The sequence below is a fragment of the Nocardia sp. NPDC058480 genome (assembly GCF_042720495.1).
In the GTDB taxonomy this organism is placed as follows: Bacteria; Actinomycetota; Actinomycetes; order Mycobacteriales; family Mycobacteriaceae; genus Nocardia.
On the sequence record NZ_JBHXMN010000001.1, the window covers coordinates 85,419 to 103,695 of the forward strand.

Genomic DNA, 18,277 nt, shown 5'->3' on the forward strand with positions numbered 1-18,277 from the left:
TCCTGTGTTGTCGACTCCCAGGCTAATGCAGGCGGCCGACAGTGGTGTCACAGCCGCCTGCGCTCTGAGCGAACGAGTCAGGCGTACCTCCGCCTGCGCTCCGGCCATGCGCGGCTGAGGAACGCTTCGCGTCGGCGCCCGCTACGCAGGCTCGATCAGTTCGATCTCGAGTTCGATCTTCACGGTGTCGGAGAGCATGCCCGGCATGGCGACGCCGACGCCGAAGTCGGTGCGCTTGATGGCGCCGGTGGCGGAGAAGCCCGCGTGGCGGGTGCCGTCGGGGAAGTCGGCGATGCCGCCCCATTCGACGTCGAGAGTGAGCGGCTTGGTGATCGCGCCGAGGGTGGCCTCGCCGGTGACGGTGAAGGTTTCGGCGACCTGAACCGGCTGGGTGGCACGGAAGCTCAGGGTCGGGCGGTTGGCGACGTCGAGGAAGTCGGCCTGGCGGATGTGGGCGTCGCGGTCGGCGTTGCCGGTGTCGAAGGAGTCGAGTTCGATGGTGGCGCCGAGGGTGGCCGCGCCGGTTTCGTCGACGGCGAACTCGGTCTCGAAGCGGGTGAAGCCGCCGCGCACCTTGGCGATCCCGAGGTGGCGAATGGTGAACGCGACCGAGGAGTGGGCGGCGTCGAGGGCCCAGGATCCGGTCTTCAACTGCTGGGTCTGTGTCGAGGAGGTCATGCCTCCACAGTGACCGGACTGCGGTCCGTTAACCAGACCGCGGTTATCCTGGTCCCCGCAGGGCGTGGCTGAGAATGCCATGACCAGGGAGGATCGAGACATGGTTGGCGCAGGTACCACGGATCATCCGGGCGCCCGGTCGGCGTTCGCGGAACTTCTGATCGCCCGTCGAGCCGAATTGCGCCCGGAAGACGTCGGCCTTTCCGGCGGCGGCAGGCGCCGCACCCCGGGCCTGCGCCGCGAAGAGGTCGCCGTGCTGGCCGGTGTGAGCGCGGATTATCTGGCCCGGCTCGAACAGGGCCGCGATACCAACCCGTCGATGGCCGTGGTCGACGCACTCGCCACCGCGCTGCGGTTCAACGACACCGAGCGGGCCCATTTCGGCTGGCTCGCGCTGACCACCGGCAGCGAATCCCGGTGCCCCAGTACCGCTTTCGACCCTGCCCTCGATCAGGTGCCCGCCGCGCTTCGCAGCGTGCTCGACGCGCTCGCCCCCACCCCGGCATTCGCCCTCGGCCCCCGTGCCAATGTGCTCGCCTGGAACAGCGCGTGGGCCGACCTCGCCACCCCGCTCGGTCTGCTCGACAACCCGGACATGGTCAACCTCGCCGTCTGGACCTTCCGTCACCCGCTGGCCCGCACCACGGTCACCGATTGGCCCCAGTTCGCCGATCTCCTCGCCGATCAGCTCGCCAGAACACGCCTGCGCCGCCCCGACGACGAACGCGTAGCGAGCGTCATCACCACCCTGTGCGAAGAACCCGAATTCGCCCGCCGCTGGCAACCCCACCGCCTGGCCGAGGACATCCCCACCCTCCTCGGCTTCGAGCACCCGACCCGGGGCACGCTCACCTACACGGTGCAGACGCTGTCCGCCGACAAGGATCAGCAGGTCGTCATCTGGCTTCCCCGCGAAACCGCCGCCCGCGCACCGGAATTGCGCTTGGTGCCGGGTCGCGCGGTCGGCGGATAACCAGCTACAAGCCGAGTTCGGCCATGCGGGCCGCGTGCCGTTCCTGCATGCGGTCGAACAAGGTCGCGATGCCGTTGAGGTCGCCGGTCGCGGCGAGGACCAGTTCGGCCAGCTCGTCGCGCTGGGCCATCACGAACTGTGCCTGGGTGATCGCCTCGCCGAGCAGCCTGCGTCCCCACAGGGTGAGGCGGTCGCGCTCGGAGCGGCTGGCGGCTACCGCGCTGCGGACCTCGTCGACCACGAACTGCGAGTGTCCGGTCTCGGCGAGGACGTCGCGCACCACGTCGGAGACCTCGGCGGGCAGCGCGCCGGCGATCTCGGTGTAGAAGTCGGAGGCCAGACCGTCGGCGACGTAGAACTTCACCATCGACTCGAGCCAGGTCGACGGGTCGGTGGAGGCGTGGTAGGAGTCCAGGGCGCCCTGGTACTGCGCCATCGCGGCCTCGGCGTCGGCACCGCGCTCGGTGAGCGCCGCTTCCAAGGTCTCGAAGTGCGCGAGCTCGGCGGCGGCCATCTTGGCAACACCGATCCGGCCGCGCAGCGACGGCGCCTGCTTCGCCTCCTCGGCGAGCTGATAGAACGCGGACAGCTCGCCGTAGGCGAGGACCGCGAACAGCTCCGTCACCCCCGCGTGGTCCGCGGCGAGCGGTGAGGTCGAGAAGAATTCCGGCGCGGCAGAGGTCTGGGCTCCCATGACCGTCAACACTAGTCCCGATCGATGGTCAGTCGCGTTCGGCCAGGAATTTGTCCAGGTGCGCCCAGGTGGTTTCGCGGGCTTCCGGCCCGGTGAGAATGCCGAGGTGGCTGCCCGGCACGACCTCGTAGGTGACCGACGGCGAACCCGACAGCGTGCGCAAACCGGCCTCGACGGCGGCCTTGGGGGTGATCACGTCGGACTTGCCGCCGATCAGCAGCACGGGCACGCGCACGTCGGCGAGTTCGATGGTCCGGTCGCGCAGTTCGAGCTTGCCGTTGCCGATGTCGTTGGCCAGCATCATCCGGCCCCACAGCTGGTTGTAGAAGCGGCCGGGGTAGCCGGGCATGGCGGCCTGGAAACGGTCGATGGATTCCATCTTGGCCAGGGTGTCGGTGTTCGCGATATTGCTGGCGATGAATCTCGGACGCGCCAGTTCACGGTCGTACGCGGCGAGGCGGTAGGCGAGCTTGGTGAGCGGCGCCGGGATGCCACCTGCGGCCCGGACGAGCGAGGTGGCGCCCCAGCCGCCGGTGAGGCTCACGGCGGCGCGCAGCTGCGGAATACCGAGCATCTTGTCGTAGTCGAGCGGCGGGCCGACCCCGGTGACCGAGCGGATCGGTAATTCCGGGTTCGCGGCGGCGGTGAGCAGCGAGAACATGCCGCCGATGGACCAGCCGATCAGGTCCACCGGCGCACCGCCGCGATCGGCGCTCACGCGCAGGATCGCCTCGGGCAGGATGTCGGTGACCCAGTCCTCGAAGCCCATCCGACGATCGGCGAAGGAGATGTCGCCGTAGTCGACCAGGTAGGGCGCGCGGCCGGTCTCCACCAGATAGCGCGCCAGGCTCTGATCGCGGCGCAGGTCGAAGCAGGTGGCGGGCGCGGCCAGTGGCGGCACCAGCAACACCGCGGAATCGCTTGCCGCAGACTGGAATTCGGCATCGTAGCGACGCAGCAGGCGGTGCGGCTCGTCCCACAGCACGGTCGAGGGCGCCGGGTCGACGGGCTCGATGCCTGCGCCGAAGCTCAGCGCCCACGCGTTGCGCGCGGCAGTGGTGACGGTGTCGGTGATACTCACGACTAGAAATGTCTCACACACAGTACCGCCGGTACCAGTGAGCTCGATTACACCTGTGGACATGCGCGAAATCCGGCGCTCATGAATTGCGCTGCGACACACCACCCATGCGGAGGTAATCCGCTGGCGAGCCGGTATTCGGGCGGCATTCATCCACGTCGAATTTCGGATTCCGCAGAATATCACGCTACAATCTCCGTGGACAACGCTAGTTTCGACGCCCGGACATACTCCGCGGCGTGGCAATCCACCGGCGCACAGCGCGGGCGGACAGCAGCGTTGCCCAGACAGCAATGTCGAAGAAAATGTGCGCGCAACGAATCCGCATCACCGCAGCGCCGCGCCGATGACACCGTCTCGACGACCACGCATAACGCCTGGTCGGCGATGGTTATCCGGCGCCGGCCCGGTGAATATCACAGGCGGGTATGTGGTCGTCGCGGGCCGACCGGCCCGCCCCACCTCGTGCGTGCGAGATGCAATGACGAGGAAGGCACGAACACTGAGCAAGATCACTGTCGAACAGGAACCCGGTTTGACCGACACACTCCTGACGGCCGAACTGGACAACACCCACATCCCGCCGAGTTTCGCCGAATTGGGCGTGCGCGAAGAAATCGTGCGCGCACTCGGTGAGATCGGGATCGAACGCACCTTCGCGATTCAGGAACTCACCCTGCCGCTGGCACTGGCCGGCGAGGACCTCATCGGCCAGGCCCGCACCGGCATGGGCAAGACCTTCGGTTTCGGCGTGCCGCTGCTGCACCGCATCGCCACCGCCGACTCCGGCACCACCCCGCTCGACGGCACCCCGCGCGCGCTGATCATCGTGCCGACGCGCGAGCTGTGCATCCAGGTCACCAAGGACCTGGAGAACGCCAGCAAGTACCTGACCAACCATCAGGGTGCGCTGAAGGTCGCCGCCATTTACGGTGGCCGCCCCTACGACACCCAGATCGCCGCACTGCGCGACGGCGTCGACGTGGTCGTCGGCACCCCCGGTCGTCTGCTCGATCTGGCGAACCAGAACCATCTGATCCTCGGCAAGATCGGCGTACTCGTCCTCGACGAGGCCGACGAGATGCTCGACCTGGGCTTCCTGCCCGATATCGAGCGCATCCTGTCGATGGTGCCCGACAAGCGTCAGACGATGCTGTTCTCGGCCACCATGCCGGGCCCGATCATCACCCTTGCCCGCACCTTCCTGACCAGGCCGACGCACATCCGCGCCGAGCTGGCCAACGATTCCGCGGTGCACGACCGCACCGCGCAGTTCGTCTACCGGGCCCACGCGATGGACAAGGCCGAGCTGGTCGCGCGCGTGCTGCAGGCGGAATCCCGCGGCGCGACGATGATCTTCACCCGCACCAAGCGCACCGCGCAGAAGGTGGCCGACGATCTCGCCGAGCGCGGGTTCAATGTCGGCGCTGTGCACGGCGACCTCGGTCAGATCGCCCGCGAGAAGGCGCTGAACAAGTTCCGCAAGGGCACCATCGACGTGCTCGTCGCCACCGATGTCGCCGCGCGCGGTATCGACATCGACGACGTCACCCACGTCATCAACTACCAGTGCCCCGAGGACGAGAAGACCTACGTGCACCGGATCGGCCGCACCGGCCGCGCCGGCCGCACCGGTGTCGCGATCACCCTCATCGACTGGGACGAGCTGCACCGCTGGGAGTCGATCAACAAGGCACTCGGCCTGAACATGGCCGACCCCGCCGAAACGTACTCCCGTTCGCCGCACCTCTACAGCGACCTCGGCATCCCCGAGGGCATCACCGGCGTGATCCGCAAGCCCGCGGCCCCCGCCCGTGACGATGACGCCGTAGTCGAGGAGCGCACCGAGCGTCCCAAGTCCTCGCGCAGCCGTCGCCGCACCCGCGGTGGCAAGGCCGAGGCCGAGGGCACGGAGTCGACCACGACCACCGAGTCGGCGGACAACGCCGACGAAGCGGCCGACGGCGACAAGCCCGCCCGCCGCAGGCGCCGTCGCCGCAAGCCCGCCGAGGCAGGCGAAGCGGGGACCGTCGAGTCGAGCACCAGCGAAGCCACCGACCCGCCCGAATCGGCTTCTGCCGAGGGCGACGACGCAGCCAAGCCCGCCCGCCGCAGGCGCCGCCGCAAGCCCGCGGAAGCCACCGCATCCGACGCGCCGGCCACCGTAGACGCCTGAGCAGTGGCTGGGGAGGCCGATCTCAGCCCTCCCCAGCCACGCCGCTCATCCCAAGTTCCGCCCCGCACAAACCAGCGGCCCCGCGCACACCAGCCCCCGCATGGCAAATACACTCGCGTACGTGCTCGCACCCGAACGGCGGACGCGCGCCGACATCTTCGTAGCAATCGCGATCGCCGTCACTCTCGTAGTGGCGGCGTTCGTCGTCTGGGCGCGCGCTGATGCCACCGGAACCGATTCGGTCACCGCGACGTCCCCCGCTCCCACCGTCACCGCGGCTACCCAACTGCCAACCACCCTGCGTGAGCAGTGGCATGCCGCCGACGAGTCGAGCAGGCGGGCGCTCACTTCGGGCAATGTGGTGGTGACCGGCGATCACGGCACCGTGAGCGGGCGCGATCCGATCACCGGAACCCAGCTGTGGTGGTATCGCCGGGATATGCCGCTGTGCGGGGTCGAGTCGCAGTTCGGCACCGTGATCGCCACCTATCGCGATCAGCGTGGGTGCAGTCAGTCCGTGATGCTCGAGGCTGATACCGGTGAGCGCCGGGTCGCGCGCAGCAGCTACATGGACGACGCGATTCGGGTCACCGGTGACGGCACCTATCTGCTGGCGCTCGGCGCCGACCGGTTGGAGATGTGGCGTTCGGATCTGGTGCGCACCCTCGAGTACGGCTACGTCGACGCACCGGTGAATCCGAATACCCAGCCGCGCAGCGGGTGTGCGCTGCGCTCGGCCGCGTCGAGTTCCTCGCGCCTCGCGGTGCTCGAACGCTGTCCCGGCGACACGACCGACCGGCTGACAGTGCTCAACCCGGCACCGAAGGAATCGACCGCCCCCGAGGAGTACGGCTCGCGAGTTCTCACCGCACCGGGCGCCGACGCGGCTGAAGTGCGGGTAATCGCGGTGTCGGACAACAAGATCGCCGTCTACTACCCCCCGACGGCACCCACCGCCAGCGGCCTCGGCCTGCCCGCCAGGATCGTCGTGCACGACGGCACCGGCAACGAGATCGCGACCCATCAGCTCGCCGCGCCGTGGGACGAGCGCGCCACGGTGACCCGCCTCGGCTCGGCCATCTACGTTTTCACCGGCAACAGTCTCATTGCCTTGAGCTCCAGCACATTACAGCCGGTCTGGACGGTTCGTGAGGCGATCGGCACCCCCGCGCTGATGGCAGGCAGGCTGCTGGTCCCGGTCCCCGACGGGCAGCTCGCGGTGGACAGCGGCAACGGCACGACGGTCGCCGAGATCCCGATCGAGCGCACCGACTACCGCGGCGACACCATCGCCACCGCCGTCCTCGGCAACACCGTGTTCGAACACCGCGGCGGACAGCTGTACGCGCTCCGCTGACCCGCACTGCCATGATGGACCCATGTCCACACCCGATGCCCGCCTGGTCCTGCTGCGCCACGGCGAAACCGAGTGGTCGAGTCAGCGCAAGCACACCAGCTTCACCGACCTGCCGCTGACCGAGCTGGGCGAGGCCCAGGCCGTAGCGGCCGGGCTGGTGCTGAAATCTCTCGACCTGCGCGATCCGCTCTGCTTCACCAGTCCGCGCCTGCGCGCCAGGCACACCGCCGAACTGGCCGGACTGTCGCCGATCCAGGTCGACGACGATCTGGTCGAGTGGAACTACGGCGAGTACGAGGGCATCACCACCGCGCAGATCCGCGAAACCGTGCCCGGCTGGACCGTGTGGACCGCGCCCGTCCCCGGCGGCGAGACGGCCGAGCAGGTGGGCGCCAGGGCCGACCGGATACTCGGCCGGGTCGAGCCGGAGCTGCCACAGCGCGACGTGATCCTGGTCGGTCACGGGCATTTCTCGCGGGTGTTGATCGCGCGCTGGGCGGAGTTCGCGGTGGGCGAGGGCCGCCGCTTCGCGATGTCAACCGGTGCGGTGAGCGTGCTCGGCTTCGACCACGACGCCCACTCCATCTGGGGCCACAACCTGACGACCCGTACCGAACCGATCGAAGGAGTCTCACGATGAGCGCACTCGTCCGGCGCGCCACCCCCGCCGATGTGACCGCGATGGTCGGGCTCGTCCACGATCTGGCCGAGTACGAGAAGGCGCCCGCCGAGTGCACGCTCACCCCGGAGCAGTTGCGGTCCGCGCTGTTCGGGCCGACGCCCGCGCTCTTCGCCCACGTTGCCGAGAACGACGGACAGGTGGCCGGTTGTGCGATCTGGTTCCTGAACTACTCCACCTGGGACGGCGTGCACGGCATCTACCTCGAGGACCTCTACGTGCGCCCCGAGACCCGCGGCACCGGCCTCGGCCGCGCACTGGTCGCGGCACTGGCCGCCGAGGCGGTCGAACACGGCTACAGCAGGGTGTCGTGGTCGGTGCTCACCTGGAACACACCCTCGATCGAGTTCTACCGATCCCTCGGTGCCGCACCGCAAGACGAATGGATCGGCTATCGCTTGGCCGGTGCCGAACTGGCGGCACTGGCCGCGACCGCGAGCTGAGCCGATGCGTATCGCGTTACCCCACGATTGGCCGCGGACACCCGACGAGGCGATCGCACTCCAGGACGAACTCCGCCCACTGGTGTCAACGGAAAACGTTGCGCCGCCTGAATTTTCGACGGCCGCCGGAATTGATTCGGCCTATGCCGAAGACGGTACCGTCGCGACCGCTGCGGTAATTGTCGACATCACCACCATGGAAACCGTGGAATCGGCAGTGGCACATGGGATTTCGGAATTCCCTTATGTGCCGGGACTACTCGCGTTCCGGGAACTGCCCGCAACTGTCGCGGCGTTGGAAAAGCTCACTGCCACACCGGATCTGCTCGTGTGCGATGCACAAGGTTTGGCGCATCCCCGACGTTTCGGATTGGCGTGCCATGTCGGGTTGCTCACCGGAATTCCCACCATCGGTGTCGCCAAATCGGTGTGGGGCGAATACCGCGCGCCCGGCCCGCGGCGCGGTGATGCCAGCGAGGTGACGATCGACGGCGAGGTCGTCGGCCGCGCACTGCGCACGCGCGACGACGTGAAGCCACTGTTCGTCTCGGTCGGTCACCTCATCGACCTCGACACCGCCTGCGCGCAGGTACTCGCCCTCACCCAGGGTTTCCGGCAGCCCGAGACCACCCGTCGAGCCGATCACCTGTGCCGCGAGGCGCTGCGCGCGGCAACGGCCTGACACCGAAAACCGTCAGACTACGAATCGTCCTCGGGAATTTCGCCGTAGTCCTGCCCGACAACCGTCAGACTACGAATCGTCCTCGGGAATTTCGCCGTAGTCATAAGCCATGAAGCGACTGGTGGCCGGGGCGAACAATGTCGCGAGCCCGCCTATCGCGACCAGCCCCAGCAAACTCCCCCACAACGGCTGATGCGAGTCCGTCAGCAACGACCAAGCCACCGGCAGCAACAACACGTTCGCGATGACCGCGATGGCCCGCCCCCAGCGTTTGCCACGCAGCAGCCCGATGCCCGCCGCGAGCACCCCGCCGAACAGCACCCCGAACCAGATCGCGGTGCCGACCCCGCTGGCCTCGGACTGATCGTGCCCGGTCAGCGCCCGCACGATCAGCACGATCGCGGTCACCAACCCGGCCAGTCCCTCCAGCGAAACCAGCCCACCGGCCAGCCGCACCGTCATCGGGATGCCGGTCGACACCTGTTCGCCGCCCTCGCGCTGGTCACCGTCTGTCACGTCCTGCTCTGCCACGTGCCCCAGCCTACGACGCCGCGTCGTGGCGCCCGGCGCGCGTCGGCTGTTCGCCCGCGCGCACTACCCTCGGCACTGTGCGGACGCTGCTCATTGTCAATCCCAATGCCACCTCGACGACCCCGGCCACCCGGGATCTGCTCGCTCACGCCTTGGAGAGCCGAACGCAGCTGACTGTTGCGCACACCCAGCATCGCGGTCACGCGGCCGAACTGGCCCAGTGGGCATCCACGCAGGAGATGGACCTGATCGTCGTGCACGGTGGCGATGGGACGGTCAACGAGACCATCAACGGGTTCCTGCCGGTGCCCCAGGTCGGCGACGACCAGGTGTGGCGCCCGCGCCTGGGGATCATCCCGGGCGGCTCGGCGAATGTCTTCGCCCGCGCGCTCGGCATCTCCCCCGATCCGGTGACAGCAACCAATCAGCTCATCGATCTGCTGGCTCGCGACGCCGACCGCCGGATCGGGCTCGGCCTCGCCGACGACCGGTGGTTCACCTTCAGCGCCGGCGTCGGCCTCGACGCCGATGTGTGCGAGGCGATCGACGCCGCCCGCGCCAAAGGCCGCAAGGCGACGCCCGCGCGCTATCTGCGAACCACGGTGCGTCAGTTCTTCCGGGCCCGGCGCCAGGATCCGAGCGTCATGGTCGAGGTGCCGGGACGGGATCCGCTCGAGGAGGTCTATTACGCCTTCGTCACGAATTCGAGCCCGTGGACCTATCTCGAGGACCGTCCGATTCGCACGAATCCCACCACCACCTTCGAATCGGGCCTCGGTGTGTTCGCGGTGAAGTCGATGAGTGTGACGCGCACCCTGTTGCTTGCGCGGCAGTTGCTGGCCGCGAATGGAAACCCCAAGTCGCCCATGCTTTTCCGGGCCGACGATGTGCCGTCTGTGCGAATCGAGACGGGCCAGGAGATCGGCCTGCAAATCGATGGCGACTTCATCGGAAAACGCAAGATGGTGCATTTCACATCCGTCCCCAGCGTGCTCGATGTGGTGGCCCCCAAGCCATCCTGACACCCGGACATCAAGAAAAATCTCCAGGTTGCGCTGCGAAAACCTGGAGACGCGAGTACAAAGGACCGGGCAGGTTCCCCTTGTGGGGACCTAGAGCGTGATCTCCCCCACGGTGCGCCGGAGACCTATTGACATCTACGGTGATCGTGAAAGCATTCACAAGCAACCGTGCGGAAACATTCGAGTCGCACAAGTGAACGATCCACTAACTACAGGCGCCCTTTGTGGCGCCCTCGCAAAGGAGCAGAGGAATGGACTGGCGCCACAAGGCCATCTGTCGCGATGAGGACCCCGAACTGTTCTTCCCGGTGGGTAACAGTGGTCCTGCGCTCGCGCAGATTGCCGATGCCAAGCTGGTCTGCGCCCGCTGCCCCGTCACGGCCGATTGCCTGTCATGGGCCCTGAAGTCCGGACAGGATGCCGGCGTGTGGGGTGGAATGAGCGAAGACGAGCGTCGCGCGCTCAAGCGGCGCAACGCGCGCACCCGTACGCGTACCTCCGTCTAAGTCGACGGACCTGGCGTTGCCGGGCCTACCAGCCCCGGCCCGGTAACGCATGTGTGAGAACCCGGCACCTTACGGTGCCGGGTTTATTGTTTCTCAGCGCCCGGAACGACGACCGAGCGGAACCCGCAACACCGCGTCGGTGCCCACATCGGCACCGGGATGCAAACCGATCGAGCCGCCGAGTTCCGAAGTCACCAGGGTGCGCACGATCTGCAATCCCAACCGGTCGGAACCTTCCAGACTGAACCCTGACGGCAGCCCACGGCCGTCGTCGGAGATGATCACGTCGAGCCAGCGCGCCGATCGTTCCGAGCGAATCGTCACGGTACCGTTCTCCCCCGCGTCGAAGGCGTGCTCGATCGCGTTCTGCACCAGTTCCGTCAAGACCATCACCAGCGGTGTCGCCCGTTCCGCGGAGAAAACCCCGAGCGAGCCCGCCCGGCGCACCTTGATCCGCGCGGTGTGCACCGTCGCCACATCCGCCATGATCGGCAGCAGCCGGTCGATCACCTCGTCGAGGTCGACTTCCTCGTCCACCGACATCGACAGCATCTCGTGCACCGAGGCGATGGAGGTGACCCGGCGCACCGATTCCGTCAGTGCCACTTGGGCTTCCGGGTTTTCGGTGCGGCGGGCCTGTAGCCGCAGCAGGGCCGCCACGGTCTGCAGATTGTTCTTCACCCGGTGGTGGATCTCGCGGATCGTGGCGTCCTTGCTCAGCAACGCGCGATCACGCCGCTTCACCTCGGTGACGTCGCGCACCAGCACGGCGGGCCCAGCGAGTTCCCCTCCTGGACGCAGCACCAGCGTGCGCAACAGCACGGTCGCCCCGCGTGCCTCGACCTCCATCCGGCGCCCGGTGCGCCCGGCGAGTGCGGCCTGGATATCGGCAACCACTTCCTGCGCGTCGAACGGATCGGTGATCAGGGAACGGGTGGTCACCGCGAGATCCTGACCGACAAGATCGGCCTGCATCCCCATCCGGTGATAAGCCGAGAGCGCGTTCGGGCTCGCGTAGACGACGATGCCCTCGGTGTCGAGGCGGATGAAACCGTCGCCCGCGCGCGGGCTGGAGTGCGTCGCCGCCCGATCTTCGGGCGTCGGGAAACTGCCGTCGGCGATCATCTGGCACAGATCGTCGGCGCAGGCCACATAGGCCGTTTCGAGCATGCTGCGCACGCGCGCGCGTGCCAAGTCCGAATCCCGGCTCAGCACGGCGATCACGTCGTCGCCGCAACGCACCGGAATCGCCTCGCGCACCGCGTGTACCGGGCTCGGGTGATAGACCCCGCTCACCTCGACCTCGGTGTCGGTGCGCACGGTGTTTCCGCTCAGCAGGGCATCGAAGACCTGCGGGAAATCGGCGCGCGATGCGGTGGTGTCGACCTTGTCCTCGAGATGCACGGTCGGCGCGGTCGTCGGCCGGATCTGGGCGACACACACCACATCGGATCCGTCGACGACCGGGCCGGCGCCCACCCACAGCAGCAGATCGGAGAACGAGAGGTCGGCGAGCAACTGCCAATCGCCCACCACCCGTTGCAGATGGTCCACGGCGATGCCGGGAAGGTCGGTGTGTTCGGCCAGGAGCTCGCTCAGTGTTGCCACGCTGGATCTACCGCTTCGTTGTCGTGTGACTTACGCGATGGTGGCGATGAGGTCGCCCGCCTGTAAAACCTGGCCCGGCGCGACGTCGACCGAGGTGACCTCGCCCTCGACCTCGGTGAGCACCGGGATCTCCATCTTCATCGATTCGAGCAGCACCAGTGTCTGGTCGACCTGGACGTGCTCGCCCACGGTGACCTCGACAGCGAGCACGGTCGAAACCATCTCCGCGCGCACTTCTTCAGGCATGGCACCCCGTTCATAGTCATGCGGCCACCGCGATGCGACGGTGGCCGGTATCCGCCGAAGGTACAGCCAACCACACGTGAAACAATGGCTCTCGACCAGACAGAGAAGGGAGCTCCCATGGGTAAGCGTGGACGTAAGAAGCGCAGCCGCAAGGGCAACGCCGCAAACCACGGCAAGCGTCCTAACGCTTGAGTCGTGCCGCTGCGCACAGACGACAACAGCACGCTCTCGAGGAGAGCGTGCTGTTGTCGTCTCGGGGCTGATCAGCCCTCGGTGTTCTCGATCCTGGCAACCGTGATCGTCCGGTGGATCTCCAGCTTCAGGCGCTCGCGCAGACCGTCGGGAGCGTGCTCACCACCGCATTTGCGACTGAGCAGACCCTTGATCTTCTCCTCGATGCCGTAGGCCTCGATGCACGGGCTGCAGTGGTCCATGTGCTCCTGCAGGCGCTCCCGAGTGGCGTTGTCGCACTCGTTGTCGAGCATGAGCCACACATCCGCGAGGACCGCGGTGCAGTCCATGTCGAGATCGGGATCGTCACTCACTTGACTACCTCCTGGCGTTCCCCACGGTCGAATCCACGTTCGCGCGCCACGTCGGCGAGCAGGCCCTTGAGCTGCTTGCGTCCGCGGTGCAGCCGAGACATCACGGTACCGATGGGGGTGCCCATGATGTCGGCGATTTCCTTGTACGGGAAGCCCTCGACATCGGCGTAGTACACCGCCATCCGGAATTCCTCCGGTAGCTGCTGCAGCGCGGACTTGATCTGGTCGTCGGGCAGCGCGTCCAGCGCCTCCACCTCGGCCGAGCGCAGGCCCACCGAGGAGTGCTCGGCGGTGGCCGCCAGCTGCCAGTCGGTGATCTCGTCGGTCGGGTACTGCGCGGGCTGACGCTGCTTCTTGCGGTAGGAGTTGATATAGGTGTTGGTCAGGATCCGGTACAGCCAGGCACGCAGGTTGGTGCCCTCCCGGAACGACTTGAACCCCTGGAACGCCTTCACGAACGTCTCCTGCACCAGGTCCTCGGCATCGGCCGGGTTCCTGGTCATCCGCAGGGCGGCGCCGTAGAGCTGATCGATCATCGGGAGCGCATCGCGCTCGAACCGGGCCGCCAGCTCGGCTTCGTCGACTTCCGCGCCGGACCCGCCTGGCACCACGTCGTCGTCGCTCGTCACACCAATCCCTTCGATCGCCGTAGTAGCCGAATCTACCGGCACAACGGAATCGATCGGCAATCGCGCACCCTGTGGCAGGAGAGGACGCTCCTCGAGCAGCAGTGTCACTATCTCTCCTTCACGTCTTCCCGGACCGCGTGGGCTTGTCACTTGTGTGCAACATGCACCCCCGCATTCGTGTTCCCATACCGGGAGAAATGTGGTTGCCGAGTGGGTGTGGTCGGCGATTAGGGTGACCGCTATGTCGACTCCCGCGATCAAGGCGCTGCGCGGTATCGCGCACCGGGTGCACTCCTATTCCCACGATCCGCGGGCGGAGTCCTATGGCGACGAGGCCGTCGACGCACTCGGCGACGAGCTGGGCGTGCACGCCGCGCAGATCTTCAAGACGCTGGTGATCGAACTCTCATCCGGTGCGCTGGCGGTCGCCGTGGTGCCGGTGCCCGCGCGGTTGTCGTTGAAGGCGGCGGCCGCCGCTCTCGGCGCGTCGAAGGCGAGTATGGCCGACAAGACCAAGGCCGAGCGCACCACCGGCTATGTGCTCGGCGGGGTTTCGCCGCTGGGTCAGCGCAAGAAGTTGCCCACTGTTGTCGACGCCTCCGCGCTCGACTGGGATCGGGTGCTGTGCAGCGCGGGTAAACGCGGTCTCGAGATCGAGTTGGCGCCCGCGGACCTGGTGCGCGCCTGCGCGGCCGTCACGGCTCCGATCACCAGCTGAGGCAATCCGATCGGCTTCTGGCTCCGAATTCACTTCGGTGCATTCTGCGCCCGGTACGACCGATTCGATTCGACCAGAGGATGTGATGCGAAAATGTCCGCTCGTTCGACGATCGCCGCCCTGTCCGGTGCCTTGTTGATCACCTTCGGCGCTGCCGCCTTAGCCCCTGCCACCGCGGCTCCACAGGTGGTCCCGCCATCGCAGGCCGAACCCGGCGACTATCCGCTCAACGGCCAAGGGGCCACTCCGAGGAGTTCGCCGGGAACCACGCCGGGAACCGATCAGAGCTCCGATAAGGCGGAGAAGCTCGGCGGCGGGGTCGCCACCGAGGTCATCGATCTGGTCACCGGAATCATCAAGTGTGGGTTGAACATCGCCACCGATTCGGTGCCCTGCTCGCTCTGACGACTCGCACGCGGCCGGGTGAAGGCGTCCACACGACACCCCGCCCGGCCGCGGTGCCATTCGCGACCATCTCCGACAGCACGGCTCCGCCACCGGGTGCCACGCTCAGCGCGCGAGGTCGCTGGTCCCGTCGGGCAGCAAGAGTTCCGGCCCGTTGTTGCGCACGTTGTTGACCAGGGTGGAGACCGGACGCACCACGATCGTGGCCAGCTCCGCCGGTGCGGGCGGTTGCAACAGGTCGGCCGGCGCCGGGTGGTCCGGGTCCAACCACGCGTCCCAGTGTTCCCGCGGCATCGGCAACGGCATCCGGTCGTGGATGTCGGCCAGCTCGCCGCTCGCGTCGGTGGTCAGGATCGTGCACGACATGAGCGGCTCGGAATCGGGTTGGCCGCGATCACGCCAGACCGACCACAGTCCGGCCATATAGAGCAGGGAACCGTCGCTGTGCGACATATAGAAGGGCCGCTTCACCGCCTTGCCCTTGCCGGTCGGCGCGGGCTCGACCAGCCACTCGTACCAGCCGTCCATCGGCACCAGACAGCGCTTGTGTTTGACGGCATCGCGGAACGACGGCGCGGTGCTCGCCTTGTCGGCACGCGCGTTGAACAGCGGCTTCCCCTTGGCGGGCACGCCGGGCTCGGCCGCCTTGGTCCAGTGCGGGATCAGGCCCCAGCGCATGCGCCGGATCCGCAGACGCGGATCGTCGTCGGGTTCACCGTGCGCGTGCCGCTCCACCACGGTGAGCACCTGGGTGGTCGGCGCGACGTTGTAGCTGACGGCGGCGTCCGGCTCGTCGAGCCCCGTCTCGTCGACAGCGTCCAGTTCAGCCGCCAACCGGCCCGGATTCGTGGTCGTCGCATATCGTCCACACATAAAGGTCAAGATACGCGCGGGGACCGACAGAAGACCCTGCCGACGACACCACCCCACGCCGAAACGCGCACCACCGGTGCGTCCGAACCGCACATAAGCGAAGATGGGGGCGTGAGTTTCTGGCCTGCGCCCCATATCGAGGTCCCCGTCCACGCGACCGTGACCCTGCCCGGATCGAAGTCCATCACCAACCGCGCGCTCATCCTGGCCGCACTGGCCGATGGGCCGTCCACGCTCACCGGTGCGCTGCGCAGCCGCGACACCGACCTGATGATCGGAGCCCTGCGCGCCCTCGGCACCGAGATCACCGGCGACGCCGAGACCCTCGACATCACCCCGGCTCCCCTACGCAGCGCCGCGGTCGACTGCGGCCTCGCGGGCACCATCATGCGATTCCTGCCGCCCGCCGCCGCACTGGCCACCGGCGATGTCGCGTTCTTCGGCGACGAGCAGGCGAAGCTGCGCCCGCTCACCACCATCCTCGACGCCTTGCGCAAGCTCGGTCTCGATGTCGACGGTGACGCGCTGCCGTTCGTCGTGCACGGCACCGGCGCCCTGCGCGGCGGCACCGTCACCATCGACGCCTCGGGTTCCTCGCAGTTCGTTTCGGGCCTGCTGCTCTCGGCCGCCCGCTTCGACGAGGGCATCACCGTCCACCACGACGGCAAGGCGCTGCCGTCCATGCCGCACATCGAGATGACCGTCGAAATGCTGCGTCGCGCCGATGTGGCCGTGCAGACCCCCGCCGATTCCGGCAACGCCCAGACCTGGACCGTGGCACCCGGACCGATCCGCGCGGTCGATTGGGACATCGAACCCGATCTGTCCAACGCCACCCCGTTCCTCGCCGCGGCCGCGGTAACCGGCGGCGAGGTGAGCATCCCGATGTGGCCGCGCGGCACCACCCAGCCCGGTGACGTGATCCGCGAGATCCTCGTTCGGATGGGCGCCGAAGCCCGCATCTTCGACGGCATCCTCACCGTGGCAGGCCCAGAACGCCTGGCGGGCATCGACATCGACCTACACGACGTCGGCGAACTCACCCCCACCGTCGCCGCGCTGGCCGCACTGGCCGATTCACCCTCGCGACTGCGTGGCATCGCCCACCTGCGTGGACACGAAACAGACCGTCTCGCAGCACTTTCCACCGAGATCAACCGTCTCGGCGGCAATGTCACCGAGACCGAGGACGGCCTCGAGATCGTGCCTGCCCCGCTGCACGGCGGTCAGTGGCACTCCTACGCCGATCACCGAATGGCCACCGCCGGTGCGATTCTCGGGCTGCGCGTGCCCGGCGTGGAGATCGAGGACATCGGCACCACCGCCAAGACCCTGCCGACCTTCGTCGCGCTGTGGGAACAGATGCTGGCACCCGCGTTATCCGGCGAGGGAGTGGCGCGCTGAGCCGCCAGGGGCGATCCTCAGCCAGCTACGACGAATCCGATGTCCGGGTGCGCCCGGGTAAGGCGTCGTCGCGTCCCCGCACCAAGACCCGGCCGCAGCACTCCGACGCCGAGGCTGCCATGGTGGTGGCCGTCGACCGCGGCCGCTGGGGGTGTGTGCTCGACGGCGATGCCGACCGGCGCATCGTCGCCATGCGCGCCCGCGAGCTGGGCCGCACCCCGATCGTCGTCGGTGATCAGGTCGACGTGGTCGGCGACCTCACCGGCAGGCCCGACAGCCTGGCCCGCATCGTGCGGGTGAGCAACCGCAGCACCGTATTGCGCCGCACCGCCGACGACACCGATCCGTTCGAGCGCATCGTCGTCGCCAATGCCCAGCAGCTGTTCATCGTTGTCGCGCTGGCCGATCCGCCGCCGCGCACCGGTTTCGTCGAGCGGGCGATGGTGGCCGCGTATGCCGGTGGGCTGGAACCGATTCTGGTGCTGACCAAGCGCGATCTGGTCGCGGAATCCGAATTCGCCTCCGCCTTCGACGGTCTCGACCTCGAGATCCTCTACGCCGGCATCGACGACCCGATGGAGCCGGTGCTCGAGGTTCTGAACGACCGGCTCACCGCGCTGATCGGACACTCCGGTGTCGGCAAGTCGACAATGGTGAATCGTCTTGTGCCCGATGCCTATCGGGCGGTCGGCGAGGTGTCCGGGGTCGGCAAGGGCAAGCACACCTCCACCCAGTCGGTGGCCTTGCCGCTGCCCGACGGCGGCTGGGTGATCGACACTCCCGGCGTGCGCTCGTTCGGCCTTGCCCACATCACCCCCGACGATGTGATCGCCTCGTTCACCGACCTCGCGGGTGCCATCGAGGACTGTCCGCGCGGCTGCACCCACCTCGGCCCACCCGCCGATCCGGAATGCGCGCTCGATCAGCTGCCCGGCACGGAACGGCGGGTCGCCGCGATTCGCACGCTGCTGACCGCGCTCATCTCCAATGATGCTTGGTAGCAACCGTTTCCGTGCCGGGTCTACTC

General features: G+C 67.6%; 22 protein-coding genes. 13 read left to right on the forward strand and 9 right to left on the reverse strand.

The annotated features are described in order from the left end of the window. Window positions 1-141: 141 nt before the first annotated feature. Window positions 142-678, reverse strand: coding sequence for a YceI family protein (locus ACFWO8_RS00380; RefSeq protein ID WP_378940300.1), 537 nt, complete (start codon window positions 676-678; stop codon window positions 142-144). A gap of 100 nt (window positions 679-778) precedes the next feature. Between ACFWO8_RS00380 and ACFWO8_RS00385 the strand changes: the two genes are divergently transcribed. After that, complete coding sequence (locus ACFWO8_RS00385) at window positions 779-1,651, forward strand: helix-turn-helix transcriptional regulator (RefSeq protein WP_378940302.1); 873 nt, start codon at window positions 779-781, stop codon at window positions 1,649-1,651. Between the two features lie 4 nt (window positions 1,652-1,655). On the opposite strand, the gene ACFWO8_RS00390 is transcribed toward ACFWO8_RS00385, so the two are convergent. Next, entirely contained in the window at window positions 1,656-2,345 is a 690-nt protein-coding gene (locus tag ACFWO8_RS00390; RefSeq protein ID WP_378940304.1) for a ferritin-like fold-containing protein, read from the reverse strand. Between the two features lie 28 nt (window positions 2,346-2,373). After that, window positions 2,374-3,426 carry an alpha/beta fold hydrolase gene (locus ACFWO8_RS00395; protein ID WP_378940306.1) on the reverse strand — a complete coding sequence of 351 codons (1,053 nt, stop codon included), beginning with the start codon at window positions 3,424-3,426 and terminating at the stop codon, window positions 2,374-2,376. Window positions 3,427-3,907: 481 nt separating this feature from the next. On the opposite strand from ACFWO8_RS00395, the gene ACFWO8_RS00400 reads away from it, so the two are divergent. From ACFWO8_RS00400 to ACFWO8_RS00420, 5 genes are all read left to right on the forward strand, one after another. Then, window positions 3,908-5,602, forward strand: a complete 1,695-nt coding sequence (locus ACFWO8_RS00400) for a DEAD/DEAH box helicase (protein WP_378940308.1) — start codon at window positions 3,908-3,910, stop codon at window positions 5,600-5,602. 100 nt (window positions 5,603-5,702) lie between these two features. Then, a complete protein-coding gene (locus tag ACFWO8_RS00405) occupies window positions 5,703-6,959 on the forward strand; it encodes a hypothetical protein (protein WP_378940310.1) in 1,257 nt (418 codons plus the stop codon). 22 nt (window positions 6,960-6,981) lie between these two features. After that, the gene (locus ACFWO8_RS00410; protein WP_378940312.1) at window positions 6,982-7,599 is read left to right on the forward strand and encodes an acid phosphatase; all 618 of its coding nucleotides are present in this window, start codon (window positions 6,982-6,984) and stop codon (window positions 7,597-7,599) included. Continuing rightward, on the forward strand, window positions 7,596-8,081 hold the full coding sequence (locus ACFWO8_RS00415) for a GNAT family N-acetyltransferase (RefSeq protein ID WP_378940314.1): 486 nt from the start codon (window positions 7,596-7,598) through the stop codon (window positions 8,079-8,081). Before ACFWO8_RS00410 ends, ACFWO8_RS00415 begins: the two co-directional genes overlap by 4 nt. A 4-nt stretch (window positions 8,082-8,085) precedes the next feature. Then, on the forward strand, window positions 8,086-8,763 hold the full coding sequence (locus tag ACFWO8_RS00420; protein ID WP_378940316.1) for an endonuclease V: 678 nt from the start codon (window positions 8,086-8,088) through the stop codon (window positions 8,761-8,763). A gap of 69 nt (window positions 8,764-8,832) precedes the next feature. Here ACFWO8_RS00420 and ACFWO8_RS00425 read toward each other — a convergent pair whose 3' ends face one another. After that, window positions 8,833-9,225: a hypothetical protein gene (locus ACFWO8_RS00425; RefSeq protein ID WP_378942939.1), complete on the reverse strand. Its 393-nt coding sequence runs from the start codon at window positions 9,223-9,225 to the stop codon at window positions 8,833-8,835. 146 nt (window positions 9,226-9,371) lie between these two features. Here ACFWO8_RS00425 and ACFWO8_RS00430 point away from each other — a divergent pair, with 146 nt between their 5' ends. Next, window positions 9,372-10,316, forward strand: a complete 945-nt coding sequence (locus ACFWO8_RS00430; protein ID WP_378940318.1) for a diacylglycerol/lipid kinase family protein — start codon at window positions 9,372-9,374, stop codon at window positions 10,314-10,316. Window positions 10,317-10,567: 251 nt separating this feature from the next. Beyond that, window positions 10,568-10,822 carry a WhiB family transcriptional regulator gene (locus tag ACFWO8_RS00435; RefSeq protein ID WP_022567051.1) on the forward strand — a complete coding sequence of 85 codons (255 nt, stop codon included), beginning with the start codon at window positions 10,568-10,570 and terminating at the stop codon, window positions 10,820-10,822. 93 nt (window positions 10,823-10,915) lie between these two features. Here the strand turns inward: ACFWO8_RS00435 and ACFWO8_RS00440 are convergent, their stop codons facing one another. Both ACFWO8_RS00440 and ACFWO8_RS00445 read right to left on the reverse strand, forming a co-directional pair. Beyond that, window positions 10,916-12,430: a sensor histidine kinase gene (locus ACFWO8_RS00440; RefSeq protein WP_378940320.1), complete on the reverse strand. Its 1,515-nt coding sequence runs from the start codon at window positions 12,428-12,430 to the stop codon at window positions 10,916-10,918. 30 nt (window positions 12,431-12,460) lie between these two features. Then, a complete protein-coding gene (locus ACFWO8_RS00445) occupies window positions 12,461-12,676 on the reverse strand; it encodes a biotin/lipoyl-binding carrier protein (protein WP_378940322.1) in 216 nt (71 codons plus the stop codon). 117 nt (window positions 12,677-12,793) lie between these two features. On the opposite strand from ACFWO8_RS00445, the gene ACFWO8_RS00450 reads away from it, so the two are divergent. Continuing rightward, entirely contained in the window at window positions 12,794-12,868 is a 75-nt protein-coding gene (locus tag ACFWO8_RS00450) for a 50S ribosomal protein bL37 (protein ID WP_022597109.1), read from the forward strand. Window positions 12,869-12,939: 71 nt separating this feature from the next. Here the strand turns inward: ACFWO8_RS00450 and rsrA are convergent, their stop codons facing one another. Together rsrA and ACFWO8_RS00460 are read right to left on the reverse strand one after the other, a co-directional pair. Continuing rightward, on the reverse strand, window positions 12,940-13,197 hold the full coding sequence (gene rsrA, locus ACFWO8_RS00455) for a mycothiol system anti-sigma-R factor (RefSeq protein WP_378942953.1): 258 nt from the start codon (window positions 13,195-13,197) through the stop codon (window positions 12,940-12,942). 20 nt (window positions 13,198-13,217) lie between these two features. Further along, window positions 13,218-13,928, reverse strand: coding sequence for a sigma-70 family RNA polymerase sigma factor (locus tag ACFWO8_RS00460; RefSeq protein ID WP_378942958.1), 711 nt, complete (start codon window positions 13,926-13,928; stop codon window positions 13,218-13,220). 163 nt (window positions 13,929-14,091) lie between these two features. Between ACFWO8_RS00460 and ybaK the strand changes: the two genes are divergently transcribed. Both ybaK and ACFWO8_RS00470 read left to right on the forward strand, forming a co-directional pair. Continuing rightward, window positions 14,092-14,568 carry a Cys-tRNA(Pro) deacylase gene (gene ybaK / locus ACFWO8_RS00465; protein WP_378916694.1) on the forward strand — a complete coding sequence of 159 codons (477 nt, stop codon included), beginning with the start codon at window positions 14,092-14,094 and terminating at the stop codon, window positions 14,566-14,568. Window positions 14,569-14,661: 93 nt separating this feature from the next. Further along, on the forward strand, window positions 14,662-14,973 hold the full coding sequence (locus ACFWO8_RS00470; RefSeq protein ID WP_378940324.1) for a hypothetical protein: 312 nt from the start codon (window positions 14,662-14,664) through the stop codon (window positions 14,971-14,973). A 105-nt stretch (window positions 14,974-15,078) separates the two neighbouring features. Here the strand turns inward: ACFWO8_RS00470 and ACFWO8_RS00475 are convergent, their stop codons facing one another. Further along, complete coding sequence (locus tag ACFWO8_RS00475) at window positions 15,079-15,846, reverse strand: SOS response-associated peptidase (RefSeq protein ID WP_378940326.1); 768 nt, start codon at window positions 15,844-15,846, stop codon at window positions 15,079-15,081. Window positions 15,847-15,957: 111 nt separating this feature from the next. On the opposite strand from ACFWO8_RS00475, the gene aroA reads away from it, so the two are divergent. Further along, complete coding sequence (gene aroA, locus ACFWO8_RS00480) at window positions 15,958-17,250, forward strand: 3-phosphoshikimate 1-carboxyvinyltransferase (protein ID WP_378940328.1); 1,293 nt, start codon at window positions 15,958-15,960, stop codon at window positions 17,248-17,250. Next, the gene (rsgA, locus tag ACFWO8_RS00485) at window positions 17,226-18,251 is read left to right on the forward strand and encodes a ribosome small subunit-dependent GTPase A (protein ID WP_378942966.1); all 1,026 of its coding nucleotides are present in this window, start codon (window positions 17,226-17,228) and stop codon (window positions 18,249-18,251) included. Before aroA ends, rsgA begins: the two co-directional genes overlap by 25 nt. Window positions 18,252-18,277: the final 26 nt, after the last annotated feature.